Source organism: Brevibacillus sp. GCM10020057 (assembly GCF_042683565.1).
In the GTDB taxonomy this organism is placed as follows: domain Bacteria; phylum Bacillota; class Bacilli; order Brevibacillales; family Brevibacillaceae; genus Brevibacillus.
In genome coordinates this window covers 72,387-97,231 of record NZ_JBHUJW010000041.1, presented here as the reverse complement: position 1 = coordinate 97,231, position 24,845 = coordinate 72,387, and the positions used below count along the sequence as shown (strand labels likewise).

Here is a 24,845-nt window from a genome sequence, read left to right as displayed (position 1 = left end):
CGCAGCGCAGACAACCGATGCTGCCCTTGTTCATTTGATCGTCAAGTAAGCCACTTTATTTTTCTCCATCCATGCCAGCTTGCTTGCCATCAGCTTCCCGATCGTCGGCTCTTCCATGCCGTGCAGCAGCTTGTAAAGCCGCTGCGTCTCCACCAAATCATTATACGTCAAGTACGGGTAATCCGTACGTCCGAAGGTTCCGTTCGGAAAATAGGCGTAGTGCAGATCGCCGCTGCTCACGATCCACCTGGACCCGAGATTGACGATTCCTCCCAGCATAATATCCGCGAGGTCTTTGTCTGTCGGATCGCCAAACTGCAAGTAACTGCTGTACAAGTAGTTGATCTCCGCCAGTTGGTGGTTGAGCGACACATGGGTGTTGGACTTTTTCCCGACCGTGGCATAATCGGCTACCAGCCAACCAGGGCGGGTACCCTCCACGACGTAATGGTTGCTTACGGCATGCTGCTGGAAAAAGAGCGTGTATCGCTTGGCCGCATCGCAAAACTCCCCTTCCTGGTACAAGGCGCAGCCCTTGAGCATCATGCCCGCCGCCCCTGTATTGAAGCGTGTGTCGTAAAAGCCTTCGGAGATGCCGTAGTCATTCTGCAGCCACTGGGAACGGGGCAGCGATTTCCAGTAGCCTTGCTGCTCCTGCTGCTTTAAGCTCGCCTTCAGCATGACGTACCCCATATCGAGCGCCGCCTTGCTCCCTCCCGTGTACAGGAAGGAGCGCAGCACGTAGTTTTCCGGGATGCGCCAGTAGGACGTCTCGGTGTACGGGACGTAGGTGGAAGGGCTTTTGTAGTAGTAGCCGTCATACAGCCACTTGGCCTGATCTGTCACATCGAGCGTCAGCCAGATCTGTTCCAGCGACTCCTTCCCCCAGATGACGAGCGGCTCAGCAGACTCCAGCGCCCACATTTCGCTGATAAGACCGGCTCGCATCGGCAAGCGCACCTGCAGCACATACCCGCCCGCTGTTTTCTTCACTTCGACGGGAGGCGCCAGTGTCAGCTTTTCGTCGATCGTCCCCTTGCCCAGTGCGGCGTAGACAATCGGCTTGCCCAGCCAGACCGATTTGTTCTCCGTCTCGAGAAATCCGGATGCAGCCGGGAGCACCCGCACGTCACGCAGACTGACCTGTGCCCAGTACGGCTGCTTGTTCGCCGCAACGGCCCGATAGCGAAACGTGGCGCTCTCCCCCTTGACGGGAATCGTTACGACGTACGGCTGCTGATTTTGCCCAGCGGTCACCTGGTGTATCCAGTACAAATCCCCGTCGCCAAACGCGAACTCCTGCTTCTTGTGGGTCCCTCCCTTGATCGCTTGCTTCGTCTCCCGCTCCACCGGCTTTGTCCACGAAATAGCTCCTGCTGCAGCGCTGGTCTGGCTCGACAACAACACGATGGAAGTAAACAGCATAACCAGAAAGAGAACAACCCGTACTTGTTTGATCATGGTATCCCCCTCTTTTTGCAGGCAAACCCCTTTATTGCCTGCAACATCCGATCATTCCACAGGCAAATTGCCCAAAGAAAAACCCCCTTTCCTGTAAGACTTTGGAAAGAGGGTTTTTGTTACATCTTGCCGCGTTTTCAATTAATCGAAAAAATATTTGGATAAAAGTGCCAGTATCAAAACAGCGGCGCTGTCGCCTAACCGATGCCGTTCCTTACTCCGATACGACTTTTTTCAAACCGGCATAGCTCTCCTGCAAAAGACGCTCTACCTGGCCTGCTTCCTTCACATGGCTGGCGAGATACTGATCCCACTCGTCCAGCAAATGAACGGCTTCTTCCACTTGTACCGAGACGGAGTCGGCAAACTGCCTTTGATGCTCGATAATTTGCATCACACCGTTGACTTCTACGCTCACTTCCTTGAAGGCTTGCACGATCCCTTCCATTTTCGCGGAAGCGTCCTTGCTCAAGGTCATTCCGTTCTTGATCGCCACTCCGCTCTTCCCGCTGTTCACCAGGGCTTCTTTCGTTTCTTCCTGGATTTTGCCGATCAGCTCGGCGATCGACTTGGTGGAATTGGCAGTCATTTCGGCCAGCTTGCGCACTTCATCCGCCACTACTGCAAAGCCCCGTCCTTGCTCGCCGGCGCGGGCTGCTTCGATCGCAGCATTGAGTGCCAGCAAGTTAGTCTGATTGGCAATGTCACTGATGACTTTGACGATGCTGGTAATTTGCGACGAGCTCTCTTCCAGGCGGCTCATGGTACGGGACGTATTGACAGATTCTTCTTCCAGAAGGCTCATGACCTGGACTACTTCGGTCATCGCGTCTCTTCCCGCTTCCGCTCGCTCCATAGACTGCTGGCAAATTGCCGTCAAGCGTTCGCCGCGCAAAGCAAGCTGGTTTGCGGACTCCTCATCACTCTCGTTGATGCTGTGGATTTTGCCTACGACTGTCTTCATCCGAGTCGCCAGCTCGGCGATATGCGCGTGCTCGGCGTTGACTTCCCGGTTGTCGGAGAGGATCGCGCCCATTTGCTCGTAGATGGCGCGCAATTCCTCCTTCAGCTCCTTCCGATTGTCCGGCTCCACAGTTGCAATGACCGCTGCTGCTGTCTCTTTTGCTGCTGAATCTTTCCCTTTTTTCCAGAACATGAAAGAGCCCCCTTGACTTGCGTCAGTTAGTCTTGGCGATGGGCAAAGCTGCGGGACTCCATGACTCCCGGATGCTGCTTTGCCAACGTCAGCAGGTTTTCCAAAAAGTAATAATGCCCTTCCAAAAGCTCTACGTCTTTACGCTCGAAGTGCTTCACCTGCAAATATTGCTGCATTTCCAGGGAGTAGCGCTCCAGCCTGTTGTGAAAATCGTTTGCCCGCAGCATTTGTTCTACTTCAGGGTACTCGGCCTTCAATCGGTTGATTTCGCTGTACACCCTGCTGCCTTCCAAAATCGTCTGGTACGCGATCCGCTCCAGGGAAGCGCCAAAAGCAGCTTCCTGCTCGGCACGTTCCTCGCGCAAAGCGGACAAGTACGTGATAAAATGGTAGACAGTCAAGAACAGCGGACCTAAAAAGAAAATGATCCCTGCTTTGTAGACATGCTGATTGGACAAGTTGCTGATGAGCAGGAACAAGTGAAACAATATCGCTCCCAGCCAGACGTAGATAATGACTTGGTGATTGATCTTCCCTGCTTTCTGTCCACGCGAAAAGACGAACGTAAGCCCCAGCAGATAAAAGGCGAGCAAGGTAAAGCTGGCCGAAAACAGCGCCATCTCCATTTCCTGCAGCCATTCTGCATCGGCGGGAATCTCGATCAGGATTTCAAAAGCGAGCACCAGCAGTGAGAAAAGCAACCCCATGATCCAAAACCGGCTGACCTCCGCGTCATTCCTCCGCCGGGAGCGGTATCGCTGTGCACGGGTTCCTTCCATAATGCTCTCACCTCATAATTTTATGATTCGCCACGATTCGCTCTTTTCCTCTCCCAATTGGCCAAATTCTGACAACGGAGGCTATTATGACACCAAAACTGCCAACAGCCTTTTCCGAACGCATGCGTACGCTGCTTGCTGACGAGTACGACGCGTTCACCGCATCTTACAGCCAGCCCGCCCTGTACGGTTTGCGGGTCAATCCGCTCAAAATCGACGTGGAGCGCTTCCTGGCACTCTCGCCCTTTCCCCTGGAGCCGATCGCCTGGTGCAAAAGCGGCTTCCGCTATCCGGATGGCGCCCGTCCAGGGAAGCACCCGTACCATGCGGCCGGCCTGTACTATTTGCAGGAGCCGAGTGCGATGTCGGCTGCGGAATGTCTGGGAGCACAGCCGGGAGAAACGATCCTCGACCTGTGCGCTGCTCCGGGAGGCAAGTCTACGCAGCTGGCCGCCGCCCTGAAGGGAAATGGTCTTCTCGTCGCCAATGAAATTCATCCCGTGCGCGCCCGCGCGCTGTCGGAAAATCTGGAGCGGTGCGGCGTTACCAACGCTATCGTCACCAACGAGACGCCGGAGCGGCTGATGGAGCGCTTCCCGCAATTTTTCGACCGGATTCTCGTAGACGCGCCTTGTTCGGGCGAAGGCATGTTCCGCAAGCTGCCCGAGGCGATCGCAGAATGGACACCGGAAAAAGTGGTCGAGTGCCATCGGATGCAGCTCGACATCCTCGATGCCGCCGCCGCCATGCTGAAGCCGGGCGGGACACTCGTATACTCCACCTGCACGTTCGCGCCGCTGGAAAACGAACAGTCGATGGCAGACTTCCTGGAGCGTCATCCGGAGTTTACCGTCATGGCGCTGCCGCATCCGGAGCATTTTTCTGCCGGACGTCCGGAGTGGGCGTCGTCTGGCGCAGCAGAGCTGGCCCAAACGGCTCGCCTGTGGCCCCACAAGCTGGCAGGCGAAGGACACTACCTTGCAAAGCTGCAAAAGAGCACGGACGAAGCGCCTCTGGCCGCACCGAAAAAGCGCAAGGAAAAGCGCGGGACAAAATCGGCTCCCGCCGGGCGAAAAGAGGCAATCGCGGCCTGGCGTCACTTTGCGAAAGAGGCGATCCCGCATTTGGCTCGGCGCCTGGACGACGACGCTGCCTTCCTCCTGTTTGGCGAGCAGCTCTACTACTCGCCCGCGCCTGAACTGGACATGGACGGGATCAAGGTGCTGCGCGTCGGCCTTCACCTGGGCACCGTCAAGAAGAACCGGCTGGAGCCCGCCCACGCGCTGGCGCTCGCCCTGCAAGCTGATGAGGCGGCCCGCACCGCCCCTTTTTCCGCAGACGCTCCTGACCTGCTGCGGTATTTGAAAGGAGAGGCGCTCAGCCGGGATGGCGAAAACGGCTGGACGCTGGTCACAGTCGACGGTTTTTCCCTTGGCTGGGGCAAGCAGGCTGACGGCCAGCTGAAGAACCACTACCCCAAAGGGTTGCGCTGGCTATAGATATACAGACCAAACCTCGAACAAATGCAAACAAGCCCACTGACCAGGTCGGTGGGCATTCTTTTTTCGCTTGTTATCGGTTGCGGCGCGGTTGGTTGTCGACGATGGTCAGCGAGCCGTTCTTGATATAGCGCAATATTTTCGAGACGGAGATGCCCGTCGCGTTGGCGATCTGCATGGCGTTGGAATTGGGGAAGCTGCGCACATAATTCCGAATCGCCCGGTATTCATCCAGGTCACTTTCCCCGCATACTCTGCACTTGTACTCGCCAGGGCTCATTTCACTGCCGCATTTCAAGCACGTATCGATCATCACTGCTTCTCCTCACACCTTGTCCCAGAGTTTTACGCGCAAAGGGCCTGTCTCTCTCTATTTTACCCATTTTTCTCCAGACGTAAAACTTCGATTTCAAAACCCCCAGCTGTTTTGCGCGAGCAGGCGGATGGCAAAGCCGATGAGGAACAGCCCGACGGCAAAATGGAGCCGCTGCAGCCAGACAGGTCGCAGCAACCGCGCCGCCTGCCTCCCCAGCACTGATACAGCGGTCAAAAACAGCAGCGTAGCCAGTACGCAGCCAGCGGCAAACGACAGCAAAACAGCCTTGTCTGCAAACGAGGGGTTCGACAGCAGCGAGCCGAACACTCCTGCCCAAAAAAGGATGGTCAGCGGGTTGGACATCGTCAGCACGACCCCGTACCCAAAACTGCCCAGCGCCTTGCCCCGCGCGCTATCCGTCACCAGCACCGCCGTATCCTGCGCCGCAGGCTCCTTTTGCAGCTGCATTTCCTGCTGCAGCGCGGGTTCTTTCTGCAACGCCCCCTCGTGCTGCGGCGCTTTTGTGCGCATGCTGCCGATCCCGAACCAGACGAGAGCCGCAGCTCCGCCAATGACAACGATGTTTTTTACTAGCGGAATTTGCAACAGGAGTGCAAGTCCCGTCATAGCCCCTGCCATGTACGCCGCGTCCACCAAGGCAACGCCTGCCGCCATCCACCACGCCTGCCGAAAACCGTGCGTCACGGAGCGCTCCAGGACGGCGAGACAGACCGGACCGACTGACAGCTGCAGCATCATGCCAAAGAGCAAGCCATCCCATAGCGCCATCGGTTCACAACTCCTCTTTCATGGTGGAGAGGACGATCATCGTGTTCGTCTTGACCACCCCTGCTATTTGCTTCACAGACAGATGCACCTGTCGGCTGATCTCGGAGCTGGACATCCTGCCGTTTTCCTTGAGCAGCCGTAATATCGCCTCGTCAATCCGATCCATTCGCACCGCCCCCTTTTTTTCCTTGATTATAGCAATTTATTTATTTGTTAAGAGACTTATCGGTGAAATCATTAAATTTTTAAGTAAATATTGTATTTTTCTAAAAATGTTTTGCAAAGACCGTCTTGTGAGAGGCTCGGTCGAAAAAAAGAAAGGGAGGTTTACGGCGAGCTTTGGCAGGCTGCGCGGGAAAGGGACGTAAAACTATGCGCGAAAAAACTGCCCGGATCTTTCCCAGACCCGGGCAGCTTTTGCACTTACTATCCTCTTGCTTTTCCTTTACCTGCGGTTGGTCGGAACGGCCGGCCTGCCGGACTCTTGCCAGGTTTGCCTGTGCCGCCACGTCCCGGTTTTGCGGCCGCAGCCGATTTGGCGGACTTGCCTGCCTTGCGCGCCGCAATCGCTTCGGCCCGCTTGCGGTTTTTCTCGTATTGCGCCTGGAGCTCTTCCAGTTCGCGCGCCAGCTTTTTCTTGTAGCCTGGCTTGACTTTCGTCTTCTTCTTGATCGCCTCACGGATCGGCGCAAATTCCTTGTCTTTTTCTTTTTGCTGTTCTTTCCTCTGCTGCTCGCGCAGAGCGATGAAGTGCGCCTCCCGCTCTTCTGCCCGCTTGCGGCGGCCCGCATCGAGATGGCGGCCGACCTCCAGAATTCTTTCCTCGATATCCGCCTTGGTCGTCTTGGCGAAACGTCCCATCAGGTTTTTCTGGCGCGGCGAGATGAGCGAGATCGCCTTTCCGGTTTGCCCTGCCCGTCCCGTCCGGCCGACGCGGTGGATGTAGCTCTCCACATCGTTTGGCAGGTCGTAGTTGATGACGTGCGTGACGCCTTCCACGTCCAGACCGCGCGCCGCGATATCGGTGGCGATCAAATACTGAAAGCGCATCTCGCGGAATTGCCGCATCAACTGCTCCCGTTTGTTTTGCGACAGATCACCGTACAGCGCTTGCGCCGCAAAGCCGTTCTCCTGCAGGCGAGCCGTCAGCTGCTGGACGCGCACCTGCGTATTCGCGAAGATGATCGTCAGGAACGGTCGCTCCTGCTCCAGCACATCCACGAGGGCGTCCGTCTTGTCACTCTGGTTGACGACGTAGTAGAACTGCTCGATGCGTTCCACCGTTTTTTGCTTGCCTTCGATCTTGATGTGCGGCGGCTGCTTCATAAAGCGATGCGCCAGCTTTTTCACCAGATCGGGCATCGTCGCCGAGAACAGCAGCACTTGCCGCTGCGACGGCGTATGGACGATGACCTGCTCGACATCTTCGAGGAAGCCCATTTCCATCATTTTGTCTGCTTCATCCAGCACGAGGGTCGAGATGCGTCCGAAGTGCAGAGAGCCGCGCTTCATATGGTCCAACACACGCCCTGGCGTACCGACGACGATGTGAACGGTCTCCTTGAGCTTGCTGAGCTGCCTGTCGATGTCCGTGCCGCCGTGCAGTGACAGAACGTTGACGTTCAAATACTTGCCGAGCTTCTCGGCTTCTTTTGCGATCTGGATGGACAGCTCCCGGGTCGGCGTGAGGATCAGCGCCTGGATGTCGCGCTTTCCTTCCTTCAGACCTTGGAGGATGGGCAGCATGAATGCCGCCGTTTTCCCCGTCCCGGTCTGTGCTTGTCCGATGACGTCCTTGCCCTCCAGAATGAGCGGAATCGCTTCTTCCTGAATGGCGGTTGGTTCTTTATAATACAGGTCTTGAATCCCTTGCATCAGCTCCGGTCGAAACCCAAAAGACGCAAACGATGTTGCCATAATATCCACTTCCTTTCAAAGCGGCCCGATTCGCCACACCAAAGACTGCATGGACAGTGGGGTGCAAAAAAACCGGCTGCCGTCACTCATATTCCTCCGGCGATGTTCCACGACGCCTGAATTCCTATCCTACCTATACTAAATGAGTCGATGCAAAAATACAACCTGGGGTTGGGCGCGAGCTTCGCTGTATAGCAAGAAGCTCTTCCACTACTCCCAGTCCTTTCCTTGCCCGCTTCCCACTCGTTCCTGTTCCTCATACTATGACCCGGCTTCTACATCCTAATCTTTCACCAATGGAATAACCCGCCAGCTCTAAGCCATTAGCAGAGCCTTGGCTGCACGTAAACTGGAAAACATTTCAGTAAACCAATATCTGAAAAAAAGAAGCGGACGCACCTCAAACGTTGGCGCGTTCCCGCTTCGGGGTTCCTTCTATTTTGCCAGTTCGTAAATGGCTTGGGCGTAAATGGCTGTGGCCTTGATGAGGTCCTCGATGTAAATGTACTCGTCCCGCTGGTGGGCGCTGTCGGGGCGGCCCGGGAAGAGGGGGCCAAAAGCGACGCCAACGTCGAGGGAGCGACCGTAGGTAGCTCCGCCGATGGCGATGATGTTCGCTTCTTCCCCGGTCTGTTCCGTATAGACGCGCTGCAAGGTCGTCACCAGCGGATGGTTCGGATCGACGCGGTGCGGGGGCAGGTGCTCGACGACTTCCAGCGCAAACGCTTCTTCGGCGGCGCGGGCTGCCAGGACAGCCGACCATTGTTCAAAAGAGACCGAATGCGGATAGCGAATGTTGAGACGAAAGACCGCTTCCCCTTCTGCCTGATACTCCAGCACACCCGTATTCAGCGTCAGCGGGCCCATTTCCTCGTCGTCGCAGGCGATACCCAGCGACTGGCCGTAATGCTGGCAGTACAGGTACTGATCTGCAAAGCGGACGTAGCTCATCGCGCGGTCATCGAGCGGGAGGGTGCGCAGGAAATGGATCAGCTCCGTGCCCGCATTCACGCCTTTTCCCGGGTCCATGCCGTGTACGGATACGCCTTCCATGCGCAGCACCACCTGTCCCTCCTGCTCTTCCGCACTGCCGATCAGCTGGTTGTCCGCCAAATACTGACGGTAGCTGGCAGCGATCTCCTGCGCACTTGAGCCGTGCAGGGCCAGAACGGCCTCGGCCTTGTCCGGCACCATGTTCATGCGCAGGCCGGACTGCAGCGACCGGAGCTGCAATTGCCCTGCTGCGCCCGCGGACGGCTTCGCCAATGTCCGATACGCCTCCAGTGTCTGGCGCAGCGTCAGATCCGTCAGCCCTTTTTCCGCGTAGATGAGCGGGAAGTCCGCGTCAGGCGTAAAACCCATCGTCGGCATTTCCTCGGAAGCAAAATATGTATTCACGCACTGCCAGCTGGATTCCTCATCGGTGCCAAAGATGAAACGCACGCGCCTGGAGAGAGGCAGTCCCAGCTCCTGTACGATTTTGGCGGCAAAAATGGCGGCCATCGTCGGGCCTTTGTCGTCGATCGCTCCCCGCGCCACGAGCTTGCCGTCGACGATCTCGGCAGCGAACGGCGGCGTGCTCCAGCCGTCTCCCTCCGGCACCACATCGACGTGGCTAAGAATGCCGATCAGCTCCTGCCCCTGTCCAAACTCTGCATGGGCCGCATAGCCGCGCACGTCTTTTACCGTCATGCCTGCCTTGGCGCACACATCGAGCGCGAAGTCCAGAGCGGCGCGAATGCCTTCGCCGAACGGCGCCCCTTCCCTTGCGCTCGCCGGGTCCAGCACGCTTTTGATCCGCAGGAAGGCCTGCGTCGCAGCGATCAGCTCCTCTTGTCGCTTGCGTGCTTCTTCGAGCCAATTAATGGTTGTCATCGTCGCCCTCTTCTCCTTCTTTCGCGCTCGTGTCTTCCATCGCGGCATCGACGTCGAGGTCCAGCTCCACGAGCGACAGCAAGGAATCCATCGGCACTTCTTTTTTCGTAAATTCCGCTTGCGCTTCCTTGATTTCTTCGCGGATGTTGTTCATTTCGCTGTCCAGCTTGTAAGAAGCCTTGGCTGCTTCAAACAGCCGCTGACGGATGTTGGATGGGATGATCCCTTCGTATTTGTAATTCAGTGAATGCTCAATGGTCGCCCAAAAATTCATCCCCAGTGTACGGATTTGAATTTCGACCGGAATCGTCACCTGTCCGCTCGCCATCATAATCGGATACTCCACCGCCAGATGGTAACCGCGGTATCCGCTTTCCTTTGGCGTCGTCACGTAATCCTTTTCCAGATAGACACGCATATCGCCGCGCTTGCGAATCATCTCCACTACGGCAGGAATGTCTTCGATAAACTGGCAAATAATCCGCACGCCGGCAATGTCCCGAATCTCCCAGCAGATGTTCTCGTCAATCGGGAATTGCAGACGGTTCGCCTTATTGTAGATACTCGGAATCGACTTGACCCTTCCCAAGGCAAACTCAATGGGAGAGTACTCCTTGCGCTTGCGCAGCTCGTTGCGGATGTTTTTAATTTTGACTTTGATTTCTTCTACAGCTTGCTCGAACGGCAGCAAATACAGTTCCCAGTCTAGTTTGTGCACGCTACGTCCCTCCGGCCTGAAACTCTCCTTCGTACTTATCATTCAACATTCCAGAGTAGTTATCCTTCCAAAATGGAAAAAGAGACGAGCTTTAGCCAGCCATTCCGCCAGCATTGCCCGTCCCTGCATGTTACTCTTCTGTCAATATAAAACGCGCCAGCGATCCGCGCAATTCCTCTGCCAACACGGCCAGCTGGTTTGCGGAATGAACGATCAGCTCCATAGCTGCGCTCTGTTCCTCGACAGCCGCCGAGATGCTCTGAACGCCTGCCGCAGCCTGCGCCGATGCGGACGAGACTTCCTCCGCGACGGCTACCACCTGTCTGGCATCCGGCGCCATCCGGTTGAACGCCTGCCGGACGCTCTCCATCTCCTGCGTGACGCGGAAAATGTTCTGCTCGATCCGCCGGAACATTTCACCAGACTGCCGGGCTGTCGCAAGTCCGTTGGCGGTCGTCTCGGAGCCTGCAGCCATCCGGGCGACAGCCGCCGCCGTATCCTGCTGCACGTCTCCGATCATCCGGGCAATTTGCAGCGCTGCTTCATTGGTGCCTTCAGACAGCTTGCGGACCTCGCCTGCGACAACCGCGAAGCCTTTGCCATGCTCGCCTGCACGCGCAGCCTCGATCGCGGCGTTGAGAGCGAGCAGGTTTGTCTGCCGGGCGATTTCCGAAATGACAGCGCTGATGCGCGAGATGTCCTGCGATTTTTTCTCCAGCTCATAGATGACTTCCGTAGCAGAAGCGACAGACCTGTTGATCTCCTCCATGCTGTCGATAACGGCCGTCACCGCCATTCTGCCAGCTTCCGTATGCCGCTTCATTTCCTGCGAGGACAGGGAGACTTGCTCCACGTTTTCCGTTACGCCTGCCACATCGTTCGTCAGGTCGACGGCAAGCTGCAATGTATGTCCCATTTTCTCCATCTGACTGTCTGCCGTGGCCGCCACCTGATCGACGACCTGGACGATTTGCTGGCTCGAGGACGCTATCTCGCTCGAGTTGCCGTGAATCTCGCGTACCGACTCCAGGACGGAAGACGACGCTTCCCGCACCTGCAACAAGATCCCCAGAAGCTGATCGCGCATGGACAAAAGCGACCGCGCCAGCTCTCCCAGCTCATCCCGCCGCCTCAGCAGCCACGCCGGAACCGGGGTAGAAAAATCTCCTTCGCCGATGCGTCCCGCCACTTGCAGCATGCCTCGGAACGAACGGCGCAGCCAGTTGGCCGTATACAAGGAAATTCCGACGATGACGACGAGCACCACTCCGTTGAAGATGACGATCGCCTTCATGATCCGGTCAGGTCCTCTGAGGATCTCCGTCATGTCCATTTCGGCGAGAATCGCCCAGGTCATTTTTCCAACCTTGACCTGATCGTATGCGACGAGGACGCGCTCTCCGCGATAGTCCACGCCCTCTTCCGTCCCTTTGAACTGCTGGGTCTGCAGCACCTGATCCACGATCGGCGTGTCCACTTTTTGAGAGAGCAGCGTCTCCTGCTCTTCACCCACCTGGGAGCGCATCAGTTTGTCGGTTCCTACCAGGTAGATCTTTCCGGTCTGACCCAACCCTTCCCGCTGGTTCAGCTGCCGGGAGATGTAATCCATCGACACCTCTACCGCCAGCTGACCGATGATATAGCCGTTCTCGAAGATCGGTGTGGAAATGAACACGTGAGGCACGTTCCCGGACGGTTCATACGGACTTAAATCAGACATCTCCGTGCTCTGGCCTTTGAATGCCTTTTGCACGGTTTGCCCCAACGCGGAATTCGCATACTTGCCGTCCAGCAGGTTCGTGCCAAGGTCTTCCTGCTTCTTCGTCTCATAGATGATTTCGCCCTTGTCATTGATCAGGTAGGAGTTGGAAAAGCCGTAGCGCGCCACCTCCATCATCAGTTCCTTGGTGCGTGAAAATTCAATCTCCTGATAAGCCGAAGAATCCGGCCCCTGCTCCCACACCTGGCGAAATTCGGACAAAGCCGAGATAACCGTACTTGACGCAGCAAGTGTGTCCAGGTTGCGGGAACGCTCGCGAAAGTAATTTTCCACCTGCTCCTTGCGGCTGTTGCGCAATGCCTCCAAAGTCGCCTTGCTGCTGCCGAGCAACTCCTGTTTGGACTCCGTATATGCAAAAACGCCAGCTGAGGTCAACGGCACGATCCCGGCCAACAACAGCAAAATCAGTATGCGTGCCCCAAGCTTCATGTGTAAGCCCCCCAATAACAATCTCTGTCTCTGGTAATACGTCCATTCTATTTATTATAGTTAAGAATATAGTACCAGAAAAGAAAATAGGAAGGCTATACCAAAGTATTATTTTGTCTCAAAAATCATCGCGATTTCGTCGCACATCGGCAACTTGGAACAGTTGATGCAATCCTTCCAGGTCTTTTGCGGCAACGTTTCCTTCGCCACAACCCAAAATCCGCATTTTTCAAAGAACTCTTTCTGGTAGGTCAACGCCAGAACCCGCTTGATCCCCAGGTTGCGGCATTCTTCGACGAGATGGAGGACGAGGTGCTTGCCGACTCCCATTCCTTTTGCCTTTTCGGAGATGGCCAGGGAGCGAATTTCCGCAAGGTCTTCCCACAAAATGTGCAGACCTGCCACCCCGACAACGTTATCCCCGTCATGCGCGACGACAAACGATTGCAGATGCTCCAGAAAAGAAAGTTTCGTTCGCGGCAGCATCAAACCTTGTTGTGCATATTCATTAACGATTTCCAACATGGCATCGACGTCTTTCGTAGTTGCCTGACGTACAGTCAGCGCTTTTGCTACACTCATTTTACACTCCTCCACCCCATGCTCTTCCGGCTTGGTACGGTATAATAAATATTCATTATTGTATATAAATATACAATCGACTTTGGCAGAAGTCTATCCCTTTTTCTCACGTTGCCCCCATGAATTCGCGGATAAATTCTTTTGCCTGTATCGATTGTGCTATAATCAACCTTATTACACGAGGAGGTGTCTTCTTTATTGACGACTCGACGAGAAAGAAAAAAACGGGAAACTCGGGAAAAAATCTTTAACGCTGCCATCAAGCTGTTCAAGCAGCACGGTTTTGAGGGCACCACCATCGACATGATCTCCGAAGAAGCGGACGTTGCCCGCGGAACGATTTTTTTGCATTTCACGTCCAAAGAAGCCATCCTCGCCAACTGGGGCTATGAACGTCTGCACGAAATAGAGGAACGCCGCGAAGAGTGGGATTACGGCGACGACTGCAAGGCGAAAGTTCTGCGGATTTACAAAATCATGAACGAAGTGACAATCACGAACTTCGATTTCATAAAAGTCGTGGTGGAATCCTCGATGAAGCATCGCAGCGTGCTGGAAAATGAAAAAAACGTCTACTTCGAGCTGCGACAGCTGTTTGCCGACCTGATCGAAGAAGCGCAGGAAAAAAAGCAGCTCAAGAGCAAATTCAACCCGCTGGTCGCTGCCAACATGCTCGAAAACATTTATTACAATGCGCTGTATGACTGGGTGCGCAGCGAAGGAGCCTGGGCACTGGAAGAAATCATGGAAGAGAAGGTCTCCATCGTATTTGAAGGGCTGGTCGTGGAATCATCCTAGCGGCCAGCCTTTCTTCACGCATGCTGCATACAATCGCGAACGCGGTCCACGCCTCCAGCCACACCAACACGATACCGCCCCGCAATTTCCATTCCCTCCCGTCCAGACCAGCTCCGTCACTTGCGGCAACTGTCCAATCGCCCCCCGCCGTTCATCGCTTCCCATATCCTGATTGACGCAGAGCTTGCCGGTGCCTATATACTGGCAAAGCCGAGGTTTGCCTTGCGGTGACCTCTGTATTTCCCTATGATGTAGGTAGCTTGTTTGAAGACCTTGGAGGTAATGACATACACATGCGAAATGCTATCTGTCGTGAAGATATTGAGCTCTTGGCTCCTGCAGGCAACTGGGACTGTCTGAAAGCCGCCGTTGCCAACGGAGCCGATGCCATCTATTTCGGAGTCGAAAAGTTCAATGCGCGCGCCCGTGCGGAGAACTTCCATATGGCTGAATTGCCAGAGATCATGGAGTACTTGCACATGTACGGAGTCAAAGGGTTTTTGACCTTTAATATTCTCGTGTTTGAAAACGAGCTGGAGGATGCGCGCGAGCTGATCGACGCCTGTATTCACGCCGGAGTCGATGCCGTCATCGTGCAGGACCTTGGACTCGTGAAGCTGATCCGGGAAATTTCGCCTGACTTCCCGATCCACGGCTCCACCCAGATGACCATTACGTCACCGGAAGCTGTCGAGTTCACCAAGCCGTTTGACCTCGAGCGCGTCGTACTGGGACGGGAAAACTCGCTCAAGGAAATCAGAAAGATCGGAGAAAAAGCGAAGCTCCCGATGGAAGTATTCGTCCACGGCGCACTGTGCGTCTCCTACTCGGGCCAATGCCTGACCTCGGAAATGTGGGGCGGCCGTTCCGCCAACCGCGGCGAATGTGCGCAGGCTTGCCGCTTGCCGTACGACCTGATCGTGGACGGGGTGCAAAAGGAAATGGGCAATATCGCCTACCTGCTCTCTCCGAAAGATTTGGCGGCCATCGACCTGGTGCCGGAGCTGATCGAGGCAGGCGTCACTTCCTTTAAGATCGAAGGCCGTCTCAAATCGCCCGAATACGTAGCCAACGTCGTCAGCAAATACCGCGCCGCGATCGACCGCTACTTCGACGGTGTGGATGCCAAACCGTCAGCAGATGAGATCCGCGAGCTGCAGCAGAGCTTCTCCCGCGGCTTCACGCACGGCTTTTTGGAAGGGACGAACAACAAAAAGCTGGTCGACGGCTCCTTCCCGAAAAGCCGTGGCGTGTTCCTCGGCACCGTCAAGAAAGTGCTGCCTTCTGCCGTGCTCGTCGAGATTTGTTCTCCGGTCAAGCGTGGAGACGGAATCGTGTTTGACGCCGGCGACCCGACGCAAAAGGAAGAGGGCGGGCGCATCTACGATATCCTCTCCCGCAGCAAGAAGGTCGAAGGGGAAGTGTCCAAAGGGCTGTATGAAATCGTCATGGGCCGCAACGACGTGAACTTGAAGCGGCTGAACGCTGGCGACCGCGTCTGGAAGACCAGCGATCCCGAGCTGGACAAACGTCTGCGAAAAACGTTCGAGACCGATAAACCGTACCGTACCTTCCCGCTCTCCGTGCATGTGAGCGGCAAGCTGGGCGAGAAGCTGCAAGTCACCTTCGTCGACAAGCTGGCCTCCCACGCCGTCGCCATCTCTTCGGAAATGAATCTGGAAGCGGCCTTGAAGCGTCCCCTCACGCCCGAGCTGCTCCACGATCAGCTGAGCAGGCTCGGCGGAAGCATTTTCCGCCTCGATGCCGCCGACCTGACCGTCGATCTCGCCGGGGACCTGATCGTACCTGTCAGCGAACTGAACAGAATCCGCCGCGATGCAGTGGAACAGCTCGTGTTCCTGCGCTCCAAGCCGCCTGTATACCGCCACCGGGACGTCAACGTATACGCGGATGTGCCTGTCCGCGAGCAGGTGGAAAAGCCGCTGCTGACAGTCCTTTGCCGCTCCCTGGAGCAACTGGAGGCAGCCGCGCAGACCGATGCAGATTTCCTGTACGCCGACTTTGAATTTGTGAAGCAGTATCCGGAAGGCGTGAAGCTGGCGCACAAATACGGCAAAAAGATCGGGATCGCGACCATGCGCATCCACATGCCTGACGAGAACGGCGTGCTGGCGCTGATCGCCAAAAGCAACCCGGATGCGATCCTCGTCCGCAATACCGGCGCTCTCTACTATTACCTGTCGCGCCGCGATGAAATCAACATTCCGTTGATCGGCGACTTTTCGCTCAACGTGGCGAACCACAAGACCGTGGATTTGTTCCTGGAAGCCGGACTGTCCCGCGTGACGCCGTCCTACGACCTGAACATCCAGCAGATGATCGACTTGCTCAGCCACTCCAACGCCGCCAGCATGGAGCTGGTCATCCATCAGCACATGCCGATGTTCCATACCGAGCACTGCGTCTACTGCACGTTCCTGAGCGAAGGCACGGACCATACGAACTGCGGGACGCCGTGTGAAACGTCGCGCGTCTCCCTGAAGGACCGCGTCGGCTTCTCCCATCCGGTCCGCGTCGATACTGGCTGCCGCAATACGGTGTACAACGCCATCGACCAGTCCGGAGCCGAGTATTTGCAGGAATTCCGCTCGCTGCATGTAGGCAGCTACCGCATCGAATTCCTCGAAGAAGATCCGCAGCGGGTAAAGGAAGTCATCAGCCTGTATCGCCAGGCGCTGCGCGGAGAAGTCAGCGGCACACACGTCTGGCGCACCCTGAAGGCGACCAACCAGCTGGGCGTCACACGCGGCCAGCTGACCAAATAACAACCGACGAGGGGAGAACGATCCAATGGCTGATCTGAACCAACCGACTGCAGAAAATCTGGCTGTCCTGATCGAGGGCATCAAGGCCAGGCTGAATATGGCCAACACCGCGGTCATGCGCCCGGAAGACTTTGACCTTACGCATTACGACGACTTGCTCTACCTGTACAACATGGTCCAGAAGAAAACGGCATTCGGCATCAATGAAATGACGGCCATCGTCGAGGAACTCGGAGCTATGCGCAAGAAAAAATAGCCCGTGGTCCTCTCGCTGCACGTAGGTAACGGAAAACGAAAGCAGGGCTGTCCAAAAAGGGCAAAAATGCGAACAGCACCTTGAACGGCAAAAGGGGCGTCTCCAAGTCGAAAAATCGACTTTTGAGACAGCCCCCTCTTTATTTAGGCTGGCAACGCATGTCTGGACCGTATTGGGCCGTTTGCGGGACGGCTACGAAGGTTGCACCGCTCCTTTTTTCGCCTGCACCTTGTTCTCCCGCTGACGGGGATTGCGCAGGAAAAAGGCGAGCACCAGCGCGATGATCGCAAATACGGTCGCGATCATGAAGGCATCGTTCGTCCCCATCACCATCCCCTGCAAGGATGCCATCCCTACCTGCTCCTGGTCGGCCGGATTGATCTGGTTCTCCCGAATGATAGTGGACGTATGTGCCGCGCTTTTCGTCGTCATGATGGTCACGAACAGGGAAGTTCCGAGCGCGCCGCCAATGGCGTTGATCGTGTTGGACATCGCCGTCCCGTGCGGGTTCAGGCGCAGCGGCAAGGAGTTCAGTCCCGATGTCATCACCGGCATCATGAGCATCGACAGTCCGAACATGCGGACGGTGTAGAGCGAAATCAGATAGCCGTAGCTGGTTTGCAGGCTCAGTTTGGTAAAGCCGAACGTCGTGATGATGGTAATAATCAGCCCGGTGATGGCCAGTCCCCGACCGCCGAACTTGTCGAACAGCCGCCCTGTAATCGGCGACATGATCCCCATGAGGATACTGCCTGGCAGCATCAATAGCCCCGATTGCACCGGCGTAAAGTGCAGAATGTTTTGCACGTAGATCGGCAGCAGGATCATCCCCGAAAAAAGCGTCATGTTGACCATCAGGCTGATCAGGATCGCCAAGGTGTACGTCGGCGTCCGGAAGATGCGGAACTCGAGCATCGCATGATCGATAGTCAACTGCCGCCAGACGAACACAGCCAGGCTGATACAGCCGATCAGCAGCGTCATGATGACTTCGCCGCTCTCCCACCCTTTGGACCCTGCCGTACTGAAGCCATAGAGCAAGCCGCCGAAGCCGACTGTGGAAAATACGACGCCCCACACATCCAGGCGCGGATTCCCGGTTTCCGTCACGTTCTTCAAGACAAAGGAGGAAATGATGAGGACGATGAGCGCAATCGGCAGCACGATGAAAAACAGCACCCGCCATGAATAATGCTCGATGACCCAGCCGGACAAGGTCGGACCGATCGCCGGAGCAAACACCATGGCTATCCCGACCACCCCCATCGCCGATCCCCGCTTTTCCATCGGAAACAGGTTGAAAATAACGTTGGTCATCAGCGGCATGACGATCCCTGCCCCTGCCGCCTGAATGACCCGTCCGATCAGCATTACGGAAAAGACAGGTGCGAGCCCGCAGGTGAGCGTGCCGAGCGAGAACAGCGTCATCGAAGCGATAAACAACTGCCGCGTCGTAAACTTTTCCATCATAAAAGCAGTGGTCGGGATGAGCACGCCGTTGACCAGCATGTAGATGGTAATGAGCCATTGGGCAGTTGATGTATGGATGTGAAATTGGTCCATCAATCTGGGCAGCGCGACATTCAGCAGCGTCTGGTTCAGCAATGCTGCGAAGGCCCCTGCAATGATGACGCCGAGAATCGTCCCTCTGCGCACGTCCTGTTTCACCGGGTGGTTTCCGTTAGCCATTCGACCTAGCTCCTTCGTTCCTTTTGGATGGAATCATGTGTTCCGGATTATTATGTCATCGATCCGTATATGCCATTCCAGCCAAAAGAAAAAGCCCGGAGCGGTCTGGCGCAGCCGGGCGCGTCAGGCTTGTTCGTATTTTTTCACGGCGATGACGGCATTGTGTCCGCCGAAGCCAAACGAATTGGAGATGCCGATGCGTTTGCACAGCACAGCAAAAACAGCCTGACCGCAAATGGCCAGGCTGCTTGCTTTCCATGCTTCTCTTTTTTTCTCTAGTGATTCACGATGCCGACTCGCGCTTCCGCTGTCGCCTGCACACCCGTCTCCTCGCAGCCCTCTTTCCACAAGAGGTAGCGGATACTGTCTGCGAGCGCTTCCCAGCTGGCTTCGATGACGTTGGTGGAGACGCCGACCGTGCTCCATTTTTCTCCGTTGCAGGACGACTCGATCAGCACGCGCACTTTGGCTGCCGTCGCTCCGTTCTCGTCCAGCACGCGCACCTTGTAGTCGGTAAGCTGCATGTTCGCGATACAGGGGTAGTACGTCTCCAGCGCCTTGCGCAGCGCATTGTCCAGCGCATTGACCGGACCGTTGCCATCTGCGGCCGTGTGCACGGTCTCCCCGTTGATCGTCAGCTTGACCATCGCTTCGGAAGTAATGGCCCGCGCTGCTGCCTTTTCCATCCATATTTTGAAGGAATCGAGGGTGAACAGGTTTTTCAGCTTGCCCGCCGCCGACAAGAGCATCAAGGTAAGCGAAGCCTCCGCCCCTTCGTACTGATAGCCCTGAAATTCGCGCTCCTTGATCTGCGCGATAATCTGGCGCGCTTCCTCGCGATCGAGCGACAAATCGATGTCCAGCTCCTCCATCTTCGCCAGCAAATTGCTCTGTCCCGCCAGCTCCGAGACGAGAACGCGGCGAACATTTCCGATGTTCTCCGGCTCGATGTGCTCGTAGGTCTTCGGATCGCGCAAGACGGCACTGACGTGGATGCCGCCTTTGTGCGCAAACGCGCTGTGCCCGACGAACGGCTGGTTATTCGGCAGCGTCATGTTGGCGATCTCCGCGACGAAGCGGGAGAGCTGCGTCAGCTCCTGCAGCTGCTCACTGCTCACACAGCGGTAGCCGAGCTTCAGCTGGAGGTTCGGAATGACAGAGATGAGGTTGACGTTTCCGCAGCGCTCCCCGATCCCGTTGATCGTTCCCTGCACCTGCTTGGCCCCTGCCTGAATCGCGGCAAGCGCATTGGCGACGGCTACACCGCTGTCGTTGTGCGGGTGAATCCCGACTGGCGTCTGCAGGCGCTGCGTGACGCTTTTGACGATGTCGTAAATTTCTGTCGGGAGGCTTCCCCCGTTCGTATCACAGAGGACGATCCAGTCCGCGCCTGCTTCTTCTGCGGCTTCCAGCACGCGCAGCGCATAGCGCGGATTGGCTTTGTAGCCGTCGAAGAAATGCTCGGCCAAAAAGAGGGTCGTCATCCCGTTTTCTTTGAGAAAAGTGACGGAGTCGGCGACCATCCGCAAGTTCTCTTCCAGTGTCGTCTTCAAGGCGTCGGTTACATGCAAGTCCCACGACTTCCCGAAAATGGCCGCTGCCTTCACGCCGCTGGCAACCAGCGCCCGCAGGTTGTCGTCGTCCGAGGCAGCCACATTCGGTCGACAGGTGCTGCCAAAAGCCGTTACTTTCGCATGCTGGAGCGGAATCTCCCGGATTCGCTCAAAAAACGCCATGTCCTTCGGGTTGCTTCCCGGCCACCCGCCTTCGATAAAATCAATACCAAACTGATCCAGCCTCCGCGCGATCTTTATCTTGTCTTCCACCGACAGGCTGATTCCCTCACCCTGCGTACCATCTCGCAGGGTCGTATCGTACAGATACACCTTGCTCTCCATGTCTCCACCCATTTCCTTTATTTATCTGAATAGTCTAACCATTTGAATCTTTCGATGCTAACCAGTATACCATAGCAAAAATGCGATTAGAACTCGGGCTGGTATAGGTTTTTTCTATACACGCATAGGAAGAATGTACGAAACTGTCCGCTCGATCGCTTCCTCCACCTGCGGGGGCCTGCCTATGCCGCTTTCGTCTTGCGTGGGAAAGAAAAGAAGACAGGAGCGGCACACATGGCCTGCTCCTGTCTCATTCCGCCTGCCTGAGCTGACCGCTGTCCTCCTCTTGCTTCAGCAAGTACAAGGCGTACTCCAGCGGCCTGCGCACGGCCAGGCGATAGCGATTGTGCTGCCCCAATTGGCGGAAGATGTCCCGCCCAGGCTTGGGATTGATTTCAATAATCCAGAGCCTTCCTTCCACATCGATGCCGACATCGAAGCCGAACTCCATCATCGGGCCGAAATGCTCCTCGATGCGCTCCACCGTCCGCAGGGCGAGCTCTTTGCATTCGAGAATGATTCGCTCTGCCTCCGCTGCTCCGAACCGCTCCGTCAAAAAACGGGCGGCAGACAGCGCCTTGCCCCCGCCGTGCAAATTGGACGTCGAGGAGTGCAGCGCGCCCATGCGCAGTCCCATCCCGGTCAATCTCCAGTGGCCGCTGCCGTCCTTTTGGGCGAGCAGCCGGGCGTCTACGACTCGTTTCGGCACCAGCTCAAGCGCTAGGCCCTGCTGCAAAAAAAACTGCTCGTTGCCGTGTTTTTCCTGCTCCATCCACTGCTCCAGCCGCCTGCACAACTCTTTCATGGTAGAGAGCTTCTCGCTGCTCTTTGCCTGCAGCTTGGTACGACCGTGCAGCCGGTAACCATTGCGCGTCCGTTCCACCCGCAATATGCTGCGCCCGCCAGATCCGTTGGTCGGCTTCAGATACAAAAGGCGATGGTTCCGCAGCAGGGAGGCCAGATTGTCTCTGGAATACGGCAATGTCTCCGGCAGCCAGCGCGCAAGCAACGGGTCTTGCGACAGCACCTGGTGCACCTGAAATTTATTGGTGAAGCGGCTGTTGGCGTAGCGAAACCAGTTTTGCCTGCGAAAAGGCAGGTACAGGCTGTGCTTCGGCAGCGGATAGTAGCGATACCGGTCGATCACGATGTCGGGCCACCCGTACCACTCGCTCTTCCAGCCCGCCCCGGCAGGTACAAAACCGCGAATCCTGCGCTCCGCAAAGCGGACATCCTGCGGTCCAAACAAAAATACTTCCGCGCCCAGTTCGCGTCCTTCGATGACGAGCCTGCGCAAATAAACAGGCTCGGTAAATCCAGCGTCTCCTCGGTAGGTCAGTATGCCAATCCGTTTTTTCACCGGCGGCAAGCCTCCTTCGTATACGACTGCCTCGTTCCCTCGTCTTAGTTTATGGCCGCAGGCAGCAAAAAGCGCCTTCGTCCCGACTGGGCGAAAGCGCATATCGCGGGCAAGACTAGCCCTGATGAAGCTCCAGGTAGCGCAAGGCCGTTCGCCCCAGCAGCTCGCCGGCGATCAGCATGGCGTCTTCGTCGATATCAAAGCGCGGATGGTGGTGCGGATAGTTGGCGAGCTTGTCCGGATTGCCGGCCCCGACGAACAAATAGGCACCCGGCACCTTTTCCAGGTAGTAGGAAAAGTCTTCTCCGCCCATCAACGGCTTCATCGGCTCCACGCGCTCTGCGCCAAACGCCGCGACCGCCGCCTCGCGGGCAATCGCCGCTTCCTTCTCGCTGTTGATGACGGCCGGATAGCCGCGCTCATAGAGGACGCGCGCGCTGCCTCCGAGCATGGCAGCCGTCCCTTCTGCGATCTCGATGAGCCGCTGCTCCGCGCGATCGCGCACATCCGGCAAAAATGTGCGCACGGTTCCCGTGAGTCGGCAGGTGTCCGCGATGATGTTGTTGTTGTCGCCGCCGTTAAACGTCCCGACGGTCACGACGACGCTCGCCAGCGGACTGATGTTGCGGCTTGCGATCGTCTGCAGGTTTCCGACGATTTGCGAGCCGATCACAATGGAGTCGACCGTCTCTTCCGGAACGGCGCCGTGACCCCCGCGTCCCTTGACCTCGATGACGAAATCATCCGTGTTGGCCATGATCGGTCCGGCACTGATGTACACCTTGCCTACAGGCAGCATCGACCAGAGATGGACGCCGAATACAGCATCGACCCCGTCGACAGCCCCGTCCGCCGCCATCTGGATGGCACCCCCGGGCGACTCCTCCTCCGCATGCTGGAACAAAAAGCGAATTTCCCCGGCAAACTGGTCGCGGCGAGGGGCGAGCACGCTCGCCAGACCCAACAGCTGGGAGGTGTGCGCATCGTGCCCGCAAGCGTGCATCACGCCCGGCACTTTGGACTTGTACGCCACTTCCTTTTGGTCCTGGATAGGCAGGGCGTCGAAGTCGGCGCGCAGGGCGACGGCAGCGCCTGGACGGCTTCCCCGCAGCACGCCCACGACGCCGCGCCCGCCTACTCCCGTACGTACCTCGTCAAAATTCAATCCCCGTAAAATTTCCGCGATGAGCGCAGGCGTCTTTTCTTCCTGAAAGGACAGCTCCGGATACTGGTGCAAATGGCGTCTCCAGCTGATGATCTGCGGCTCCATCTCTTTCAGCAGCTGCTTCAGTTCCTCTTGTAAGCCCATGGTTCTTCTCTCCTTCACGTGCGTTTGCGCCGGACCTTTGTCTTCGCACTTTTTCCTGTCCTGGCTGCTAAGCTAACGCTGGCTTGTCCCAGCGATTCTGTCGTACACGTAAAACGTATGCGGATACCGGTTTTTCTCGTCCACGACGCCTTCCCGCTTGTCCACCAGAGCAAACGCTTCGCGGTCCCACGCCGGGAAGAACGTATCGCCTTCCGTCTCCAGATCGATTTCTGTGACGTACAACCTGTCCGCTACGTCGAGAAACTGCTTGTAAATCTTTGCTCCGCCAAAAATGATGACATCGCCCAGTTCCAGCACCTCTTGCTTCGTGTGGACGACATCGACTCCCTCCGGATGAAAATCGCGGTTGCGCGTCAGCACGACATTGCGCCGGTTCGGCAGCGGTCTGCCCAGCGACTCGAACGTCTTGCGCCCCATCACGATCGTCTTGCCGGTCGTCAAAGCCTTGACATGCGCGAGGTCGGCGGGAAGATGCCACGGCATGGTCCCGTCCTTGCCGATCACCTGATTCCGGGCATAGGCGACGAGCAGGCTGATCATACGGCCACCTCTCCTTTGATGTGAGGATGGGATTCGTAGCCGATGACTTCGATGTCTTCGTACGTGAAGTCAAAGATCGATTTGACTTCCGGATTGAGCCAAAGCTTCGGCAGCAGCTTCGGTTCGCGGCCAAGCTGCAGCTTGACCTGCTCCACGTGGTTCAGATACAGGTGCGCGTCGCCCAGAGTATGCACGAAATCTCCCGGTTCAAGCCCCGTGACGTGCGCGATCATGTGCGTCAGCAAGGCGTAGCTGGCGATGTTAAACGGCACGCCAAGGAACGTATCGCCGCTGCGCTGGTACAGCTGACAGGACAGCTTGCCGTTCGCCACGTAAAACTGGAACAACAGGTGGCACGGGGGCAAGGCCATCTCATCCAGCTCGGCGGGATTCCAGGCACTCACAATCAGGCGGCGGGAATCCGGATTACGCTTGATCTCGTCTATGACCCACTGGATCTGGTCGACCGTTTTCCCGTCCCGTCCGGCAAAGGAACGCCATTGCTTGCCGTACACCGGCCCGAGATCGCCGTTTTCGTCCGCCCACTCGTTCCAGATGCGGACGCCGTTCTCCTGCAGGTAGCGGATATTCGTATCGCCGGACAAAAACCACAGCAGCTCGTGAAAGATCGACTTCGTGTGCAGCTTCTTGGTCGTCACGAGCGGAAAGCCCTCACTTAGGTCAAAGCGCATCTGATGCCCGAACACGCTGATCGTCCCCGTGCCCGTCCGGTCTTCCTTGGTGACGCCTTCCTCGAGAATGCGCCGGCACAAGTCCAAATATTGTTTCATGGTATCATCCTTTCATTCTCATCTATCGTACCTATTCTGGCCGGAATTGAAAAGGTCTGTGCGGAATTGAAAAGGTGGGAAATGCCGCCGCGGGAA

21 protein-coding genes are annotated in these 24,845 nt (G+C 56.6%); 4 read left to right on the top strand and 17 right to left on the bottom strand.

The genetic code is table 11. The annotated features are described in order from the left end of the window. Positions 1 to 30: 30 nt before the first annotated feature. The 3 genes from ACFSO0_RS12440 to ACFSO0_RS12430 form a co-directional block, all read right to left on the bottom strand. A complete protein-coding gene (locus ACFSO0_RS12440) occupies positions 31 to 1,461 on the bottom strand; it encodes a hypothetical protein (protein ID WP_376880650.1) in 1,431 nt (476 codons plus the stop codon). A 214-nt stretch (positions 1,462 to 1,675) separates the two neighbouring features. Next, positions 1,676 to 2,617: a methyl-accepting chemotaxis protein gene (locus ACFSO0_RS12435; RefSeq protein ID WP_376880648.1), complete on the bottom strand. Its 942-nt coding sequence runs from the start codon at positions 2,615 to 2,617 to the stop codon at positions 1,676 to 1,678. A 26-nt stretch (positions 2,618 to 2,643) separates the two neighbouring features. Then, on the bottom strand, positions 2,644 to 3,396 hold the full coding sequence (locus ACFSO0_RS12430; RefSeq protein WP_376880646.1) for a hypothetical protein: 753 nt from the start codon (positions 3,394 to 3,396) through the stop codon (positions 2,644 to 2,646). Positions 3,397 to 3,482: 86 nt separating this feature from the next. Here ACFSO0_RS12430 and ACFSO0_RS12425 point away from each other — a divergent pair, with 86 nt between their 5' ends. Beyond that, positions 3,483 to 4,895 carry an RsmB/NOP family class I SAM-dependent RNA methyltransferase gene (locus ACFSO0_RS12425; RefSeq protein WP_376880643.1) on the top strand — a complete coding sequence of 471 codons (1,413 nt, stop codon included), beginning with the start codon at positions 3,483 to 3,485 and terminating at the stop codon, positions 4,893 to 4,895. Positions 4,896 to 4,968: 73 nt separating this feature from the next. On the opposite strand, the gene ACFSO0_RS12420 is transcribed toward ACFSO0_RS12425, so the two are convergent. The 8 genes from ACFSO0_RS12420 to ACFSO0_RS12385 all read right to left on the bottom strand — a co-directional run bounded on the left by ACFSO0_RS12420 (position 4,969) and on the right by ACFSO0_RS12385 (position 13,301). Next, positions 4,969 to 5,208 carry a hypothetical protein gene (locus ACFSO0_RS12420; RefSeq protein ID WP_376880641.1) on the bottom strand — a complete coding sequence of 80 codons (240 nt, stop codon included), beginning with the start codon at positions 5,206 to 5,208 and terminating at the stop codon, positions 4,969 to 4,971. Positions 5,209 to 5,304: 96 nt separating this feature from the next. Then, complete coding sequence (locus tag ACFSO0_RS12415) at positions 5,305 to 6,000, bottom strand: LysE family transporter (protein WP_376880639.1); 696 nt, start codon at positions 5,998 to 6,000, stop codon at positions 5,305 to 5,307. A gap of 4 nt (positions 6,001 to 6,004) precedes the next feature. Then, complete coding sequence (locus tag ACFSO0_RS12410) at positions 6,005 to 6,166, bottom strand: AsnC family protein (protein ID WP_376880637.1); 162 nt, start codon at positions 6,164 to 6,166, stop codon at positions 6,005 to 6,007. 260 nt (positions 6,167 to 6,426) lie between these two features. Further along, on the bottom strand, positions 6,427 to 7,917 hold the full coding sequence (locus tag ACFSO0_RS12405; RefSeq protein WP_376880634.1) for a DEAD/DEAH box helicase: 1,491 nt from the start codon (positions 7,915 to 7,917) through the stop codon (positions 6,427 to 6,429). Positions 7,918 to 8,352: 435 nt separating this feature from the next. Beyond that, positions 8,353 to 9,792, bottom strand: coding sequence for a dipeptidase PepV (pepV, locus tag ACFSO0_RS12400; protein ID WP_376880632.1), 1,440 nt, complete (start codon positions 9,790 to 9,792; stop codon positions 8,353 to 8,355). Next, positions 9,779 to 10,510 (bottom strand): GTP pyrophosphokinase, encoded by a 732-nt coding sequence (locus ACFSO0_RS12395; RefSeq protein ID WP_376880630.1) that lies wholly within the window; start codon positions 10,508 to 10,510, stop codon positions 9,779 to 9,781. Before ACFSO0_RS12395 ends, pepV begins: the two co-directional genes overlap by 14 nt. Positions 10,511 to 10,640: 130 nt before the next feature. Next, positions 10,641 to 12,719, bottom strand: coding sequence for a methyl-accepting chemotaxis protein (locus tag ACFSO0_RS12390; protein ID WP_376880628.1), 2,079 nt, complete (start codon positions 12,717 to 12,719; stop codon positions 10,641 to 10,643). A gap of 108 nt (positions 12,720 to 12,827) precedes the next feature. Further along, entirely contained in the window at positions 12,828 to 13,301 is a 474-nt protein-coding gene (locus ACFSO0_RS12385; protein WP_376880625.1) for an N-acetyltransferase, read from the bottom strand. 198 nt (positions 13,302 to 13,499) lie between these two features. On the opposite strand from ACFSO0_RS12385, the gene ACFSO0_RS12380 reads away from it, so the two are divergent. The 3 genes from ACFSO0_RS12380 (at position 13,500) to ACFSO0_RS12370 (ending at position 17,141) form a co-directional block, all read left to right on the top strand. After that, positions 13,500 to 14,099, top strand: a complete 600-nt coding sequence (locus tag ACFSO0_RS12380; RefSeq protein ID WP_376880623.1) for a TetR/AcrR family transcriptional regulator — start codon at positions 13,500 to 13,502, stop codon at positions 14,097 to 14,099. 293 nt (positions 14,100 to 14,392) lie between these two features. Then, positions 14,393 to 16,885 (top strand): U32 family peptidase, encoded by a 2,493-nt coding sequence (locus ACFSO0_RS12375; protein WP_376880621.1) that lies wholly within the window; start codon positions 14,393 to 14,395, stop codon positions 16,883 to 16,885. A 25-nt stretch (positions 16,886 to 16,910) separates the two neighbouring features. Further along, on the top strand, positions 16,911 to 17,141 hold the full coding sequence (locus tag ACFSO0_RS12370; RefSeq protein WP_376880619.1) for a DUF1128 domain-containing protein: 231 nt from the start codon (positions 16,911 to 16,913) through the stop codon (positions 17,139 to 17,141). 192 nt (positions 17,142 to 17,333) lie between these two features. On the opposite strand, the gene ACFSO0_RS12365 is transcribed toward ACFSO0_RS12370, so the two are convergent. The 6 genes from ACFSO0_RS12365 to ACFSO0_RS12340 all read right to left on the bottom strand — a co-directional run bounded on the left by ACFSO0_RS12365 (position 17,334) and on the right by ACFSO0_RS12340 (position 24,749). Beyond that, entirely contained in the window at positions 17,334 to 18,830 is a 1,497-nt protein-coding gene (locus ACFSO0_RS12365; RefSeq protein ID WP_376880617.1) for a DHA2 family efflux MFS transporter permease subunit, read from the bottom strand. A 275-nt stretch (positions 18,831 to 19,105) separates the two neighbouring features. Continuing rightward, positions 19,106 to 20,728, bottom strand: coding sequence for a citramalate synthase (gene cimA / locus ACFSO0_RS12360; protein ID WP_376880614.1), 1,623 nt, complete (start codon positions 20,726 to 20,728; stop codon positions 19,106 to 19,108). Positions 20,729 to 20,978: 250 nt separating this feature from the next. Further along, a complete protein-coding gene (locus ACFSO0_RS12355; protein WP_376880612.1) occupies positions 20,979 to 22,088 on the bottom strand; it encodes a YheC/YheD family endospore coat-associated protein in 1,110 nt (369 codons plus the stop codon). A 115-nt stretch (positions 22,089 to 22,203) separates the two neighbouring features. Further along, complete coding sequence (locus ACFSO0_RS12350) at positions 22,204 to 23,397, bottom strand: M20 metallopeptidase family protein (RefSeq protein WP_376880610.1); 1,194 nt, start codon at positions 23,395 to 23,397, stop codon at positions 22,204 to 22,206. Between the two features lie 72 nt (positions 23,398 to 23,469). Beyond that, positions 23,470 to 23,958, bottom strand: coding sequence for a dihydrofolate reductase (locus tag ACFSO0_RS12345; RefSeq protein WP_376880607.1), 489 nt, complete (start codon positions 23,956 to 23,958; stop codon positions 23,470 to 23,472). Next, positions 23,955 to 24,749 (bottom strand): thymidylate synthase, encoded by a 795-nt coding sequence (locus ACFSO0_RS12340; RefSeq protein WP_376880604.1) that lies wholly within the window; start codon positions 24,747 to 24,749, stop codon positions 23,955 to 23,957. The genes ACFSO0_RS12345 and ACFSO0_RS12340 overlap by 4 nt, the downstream gene beginning before the upstream one ends. Positions 24,750 to 24,845: the final 96 nt, after the last annotated feature.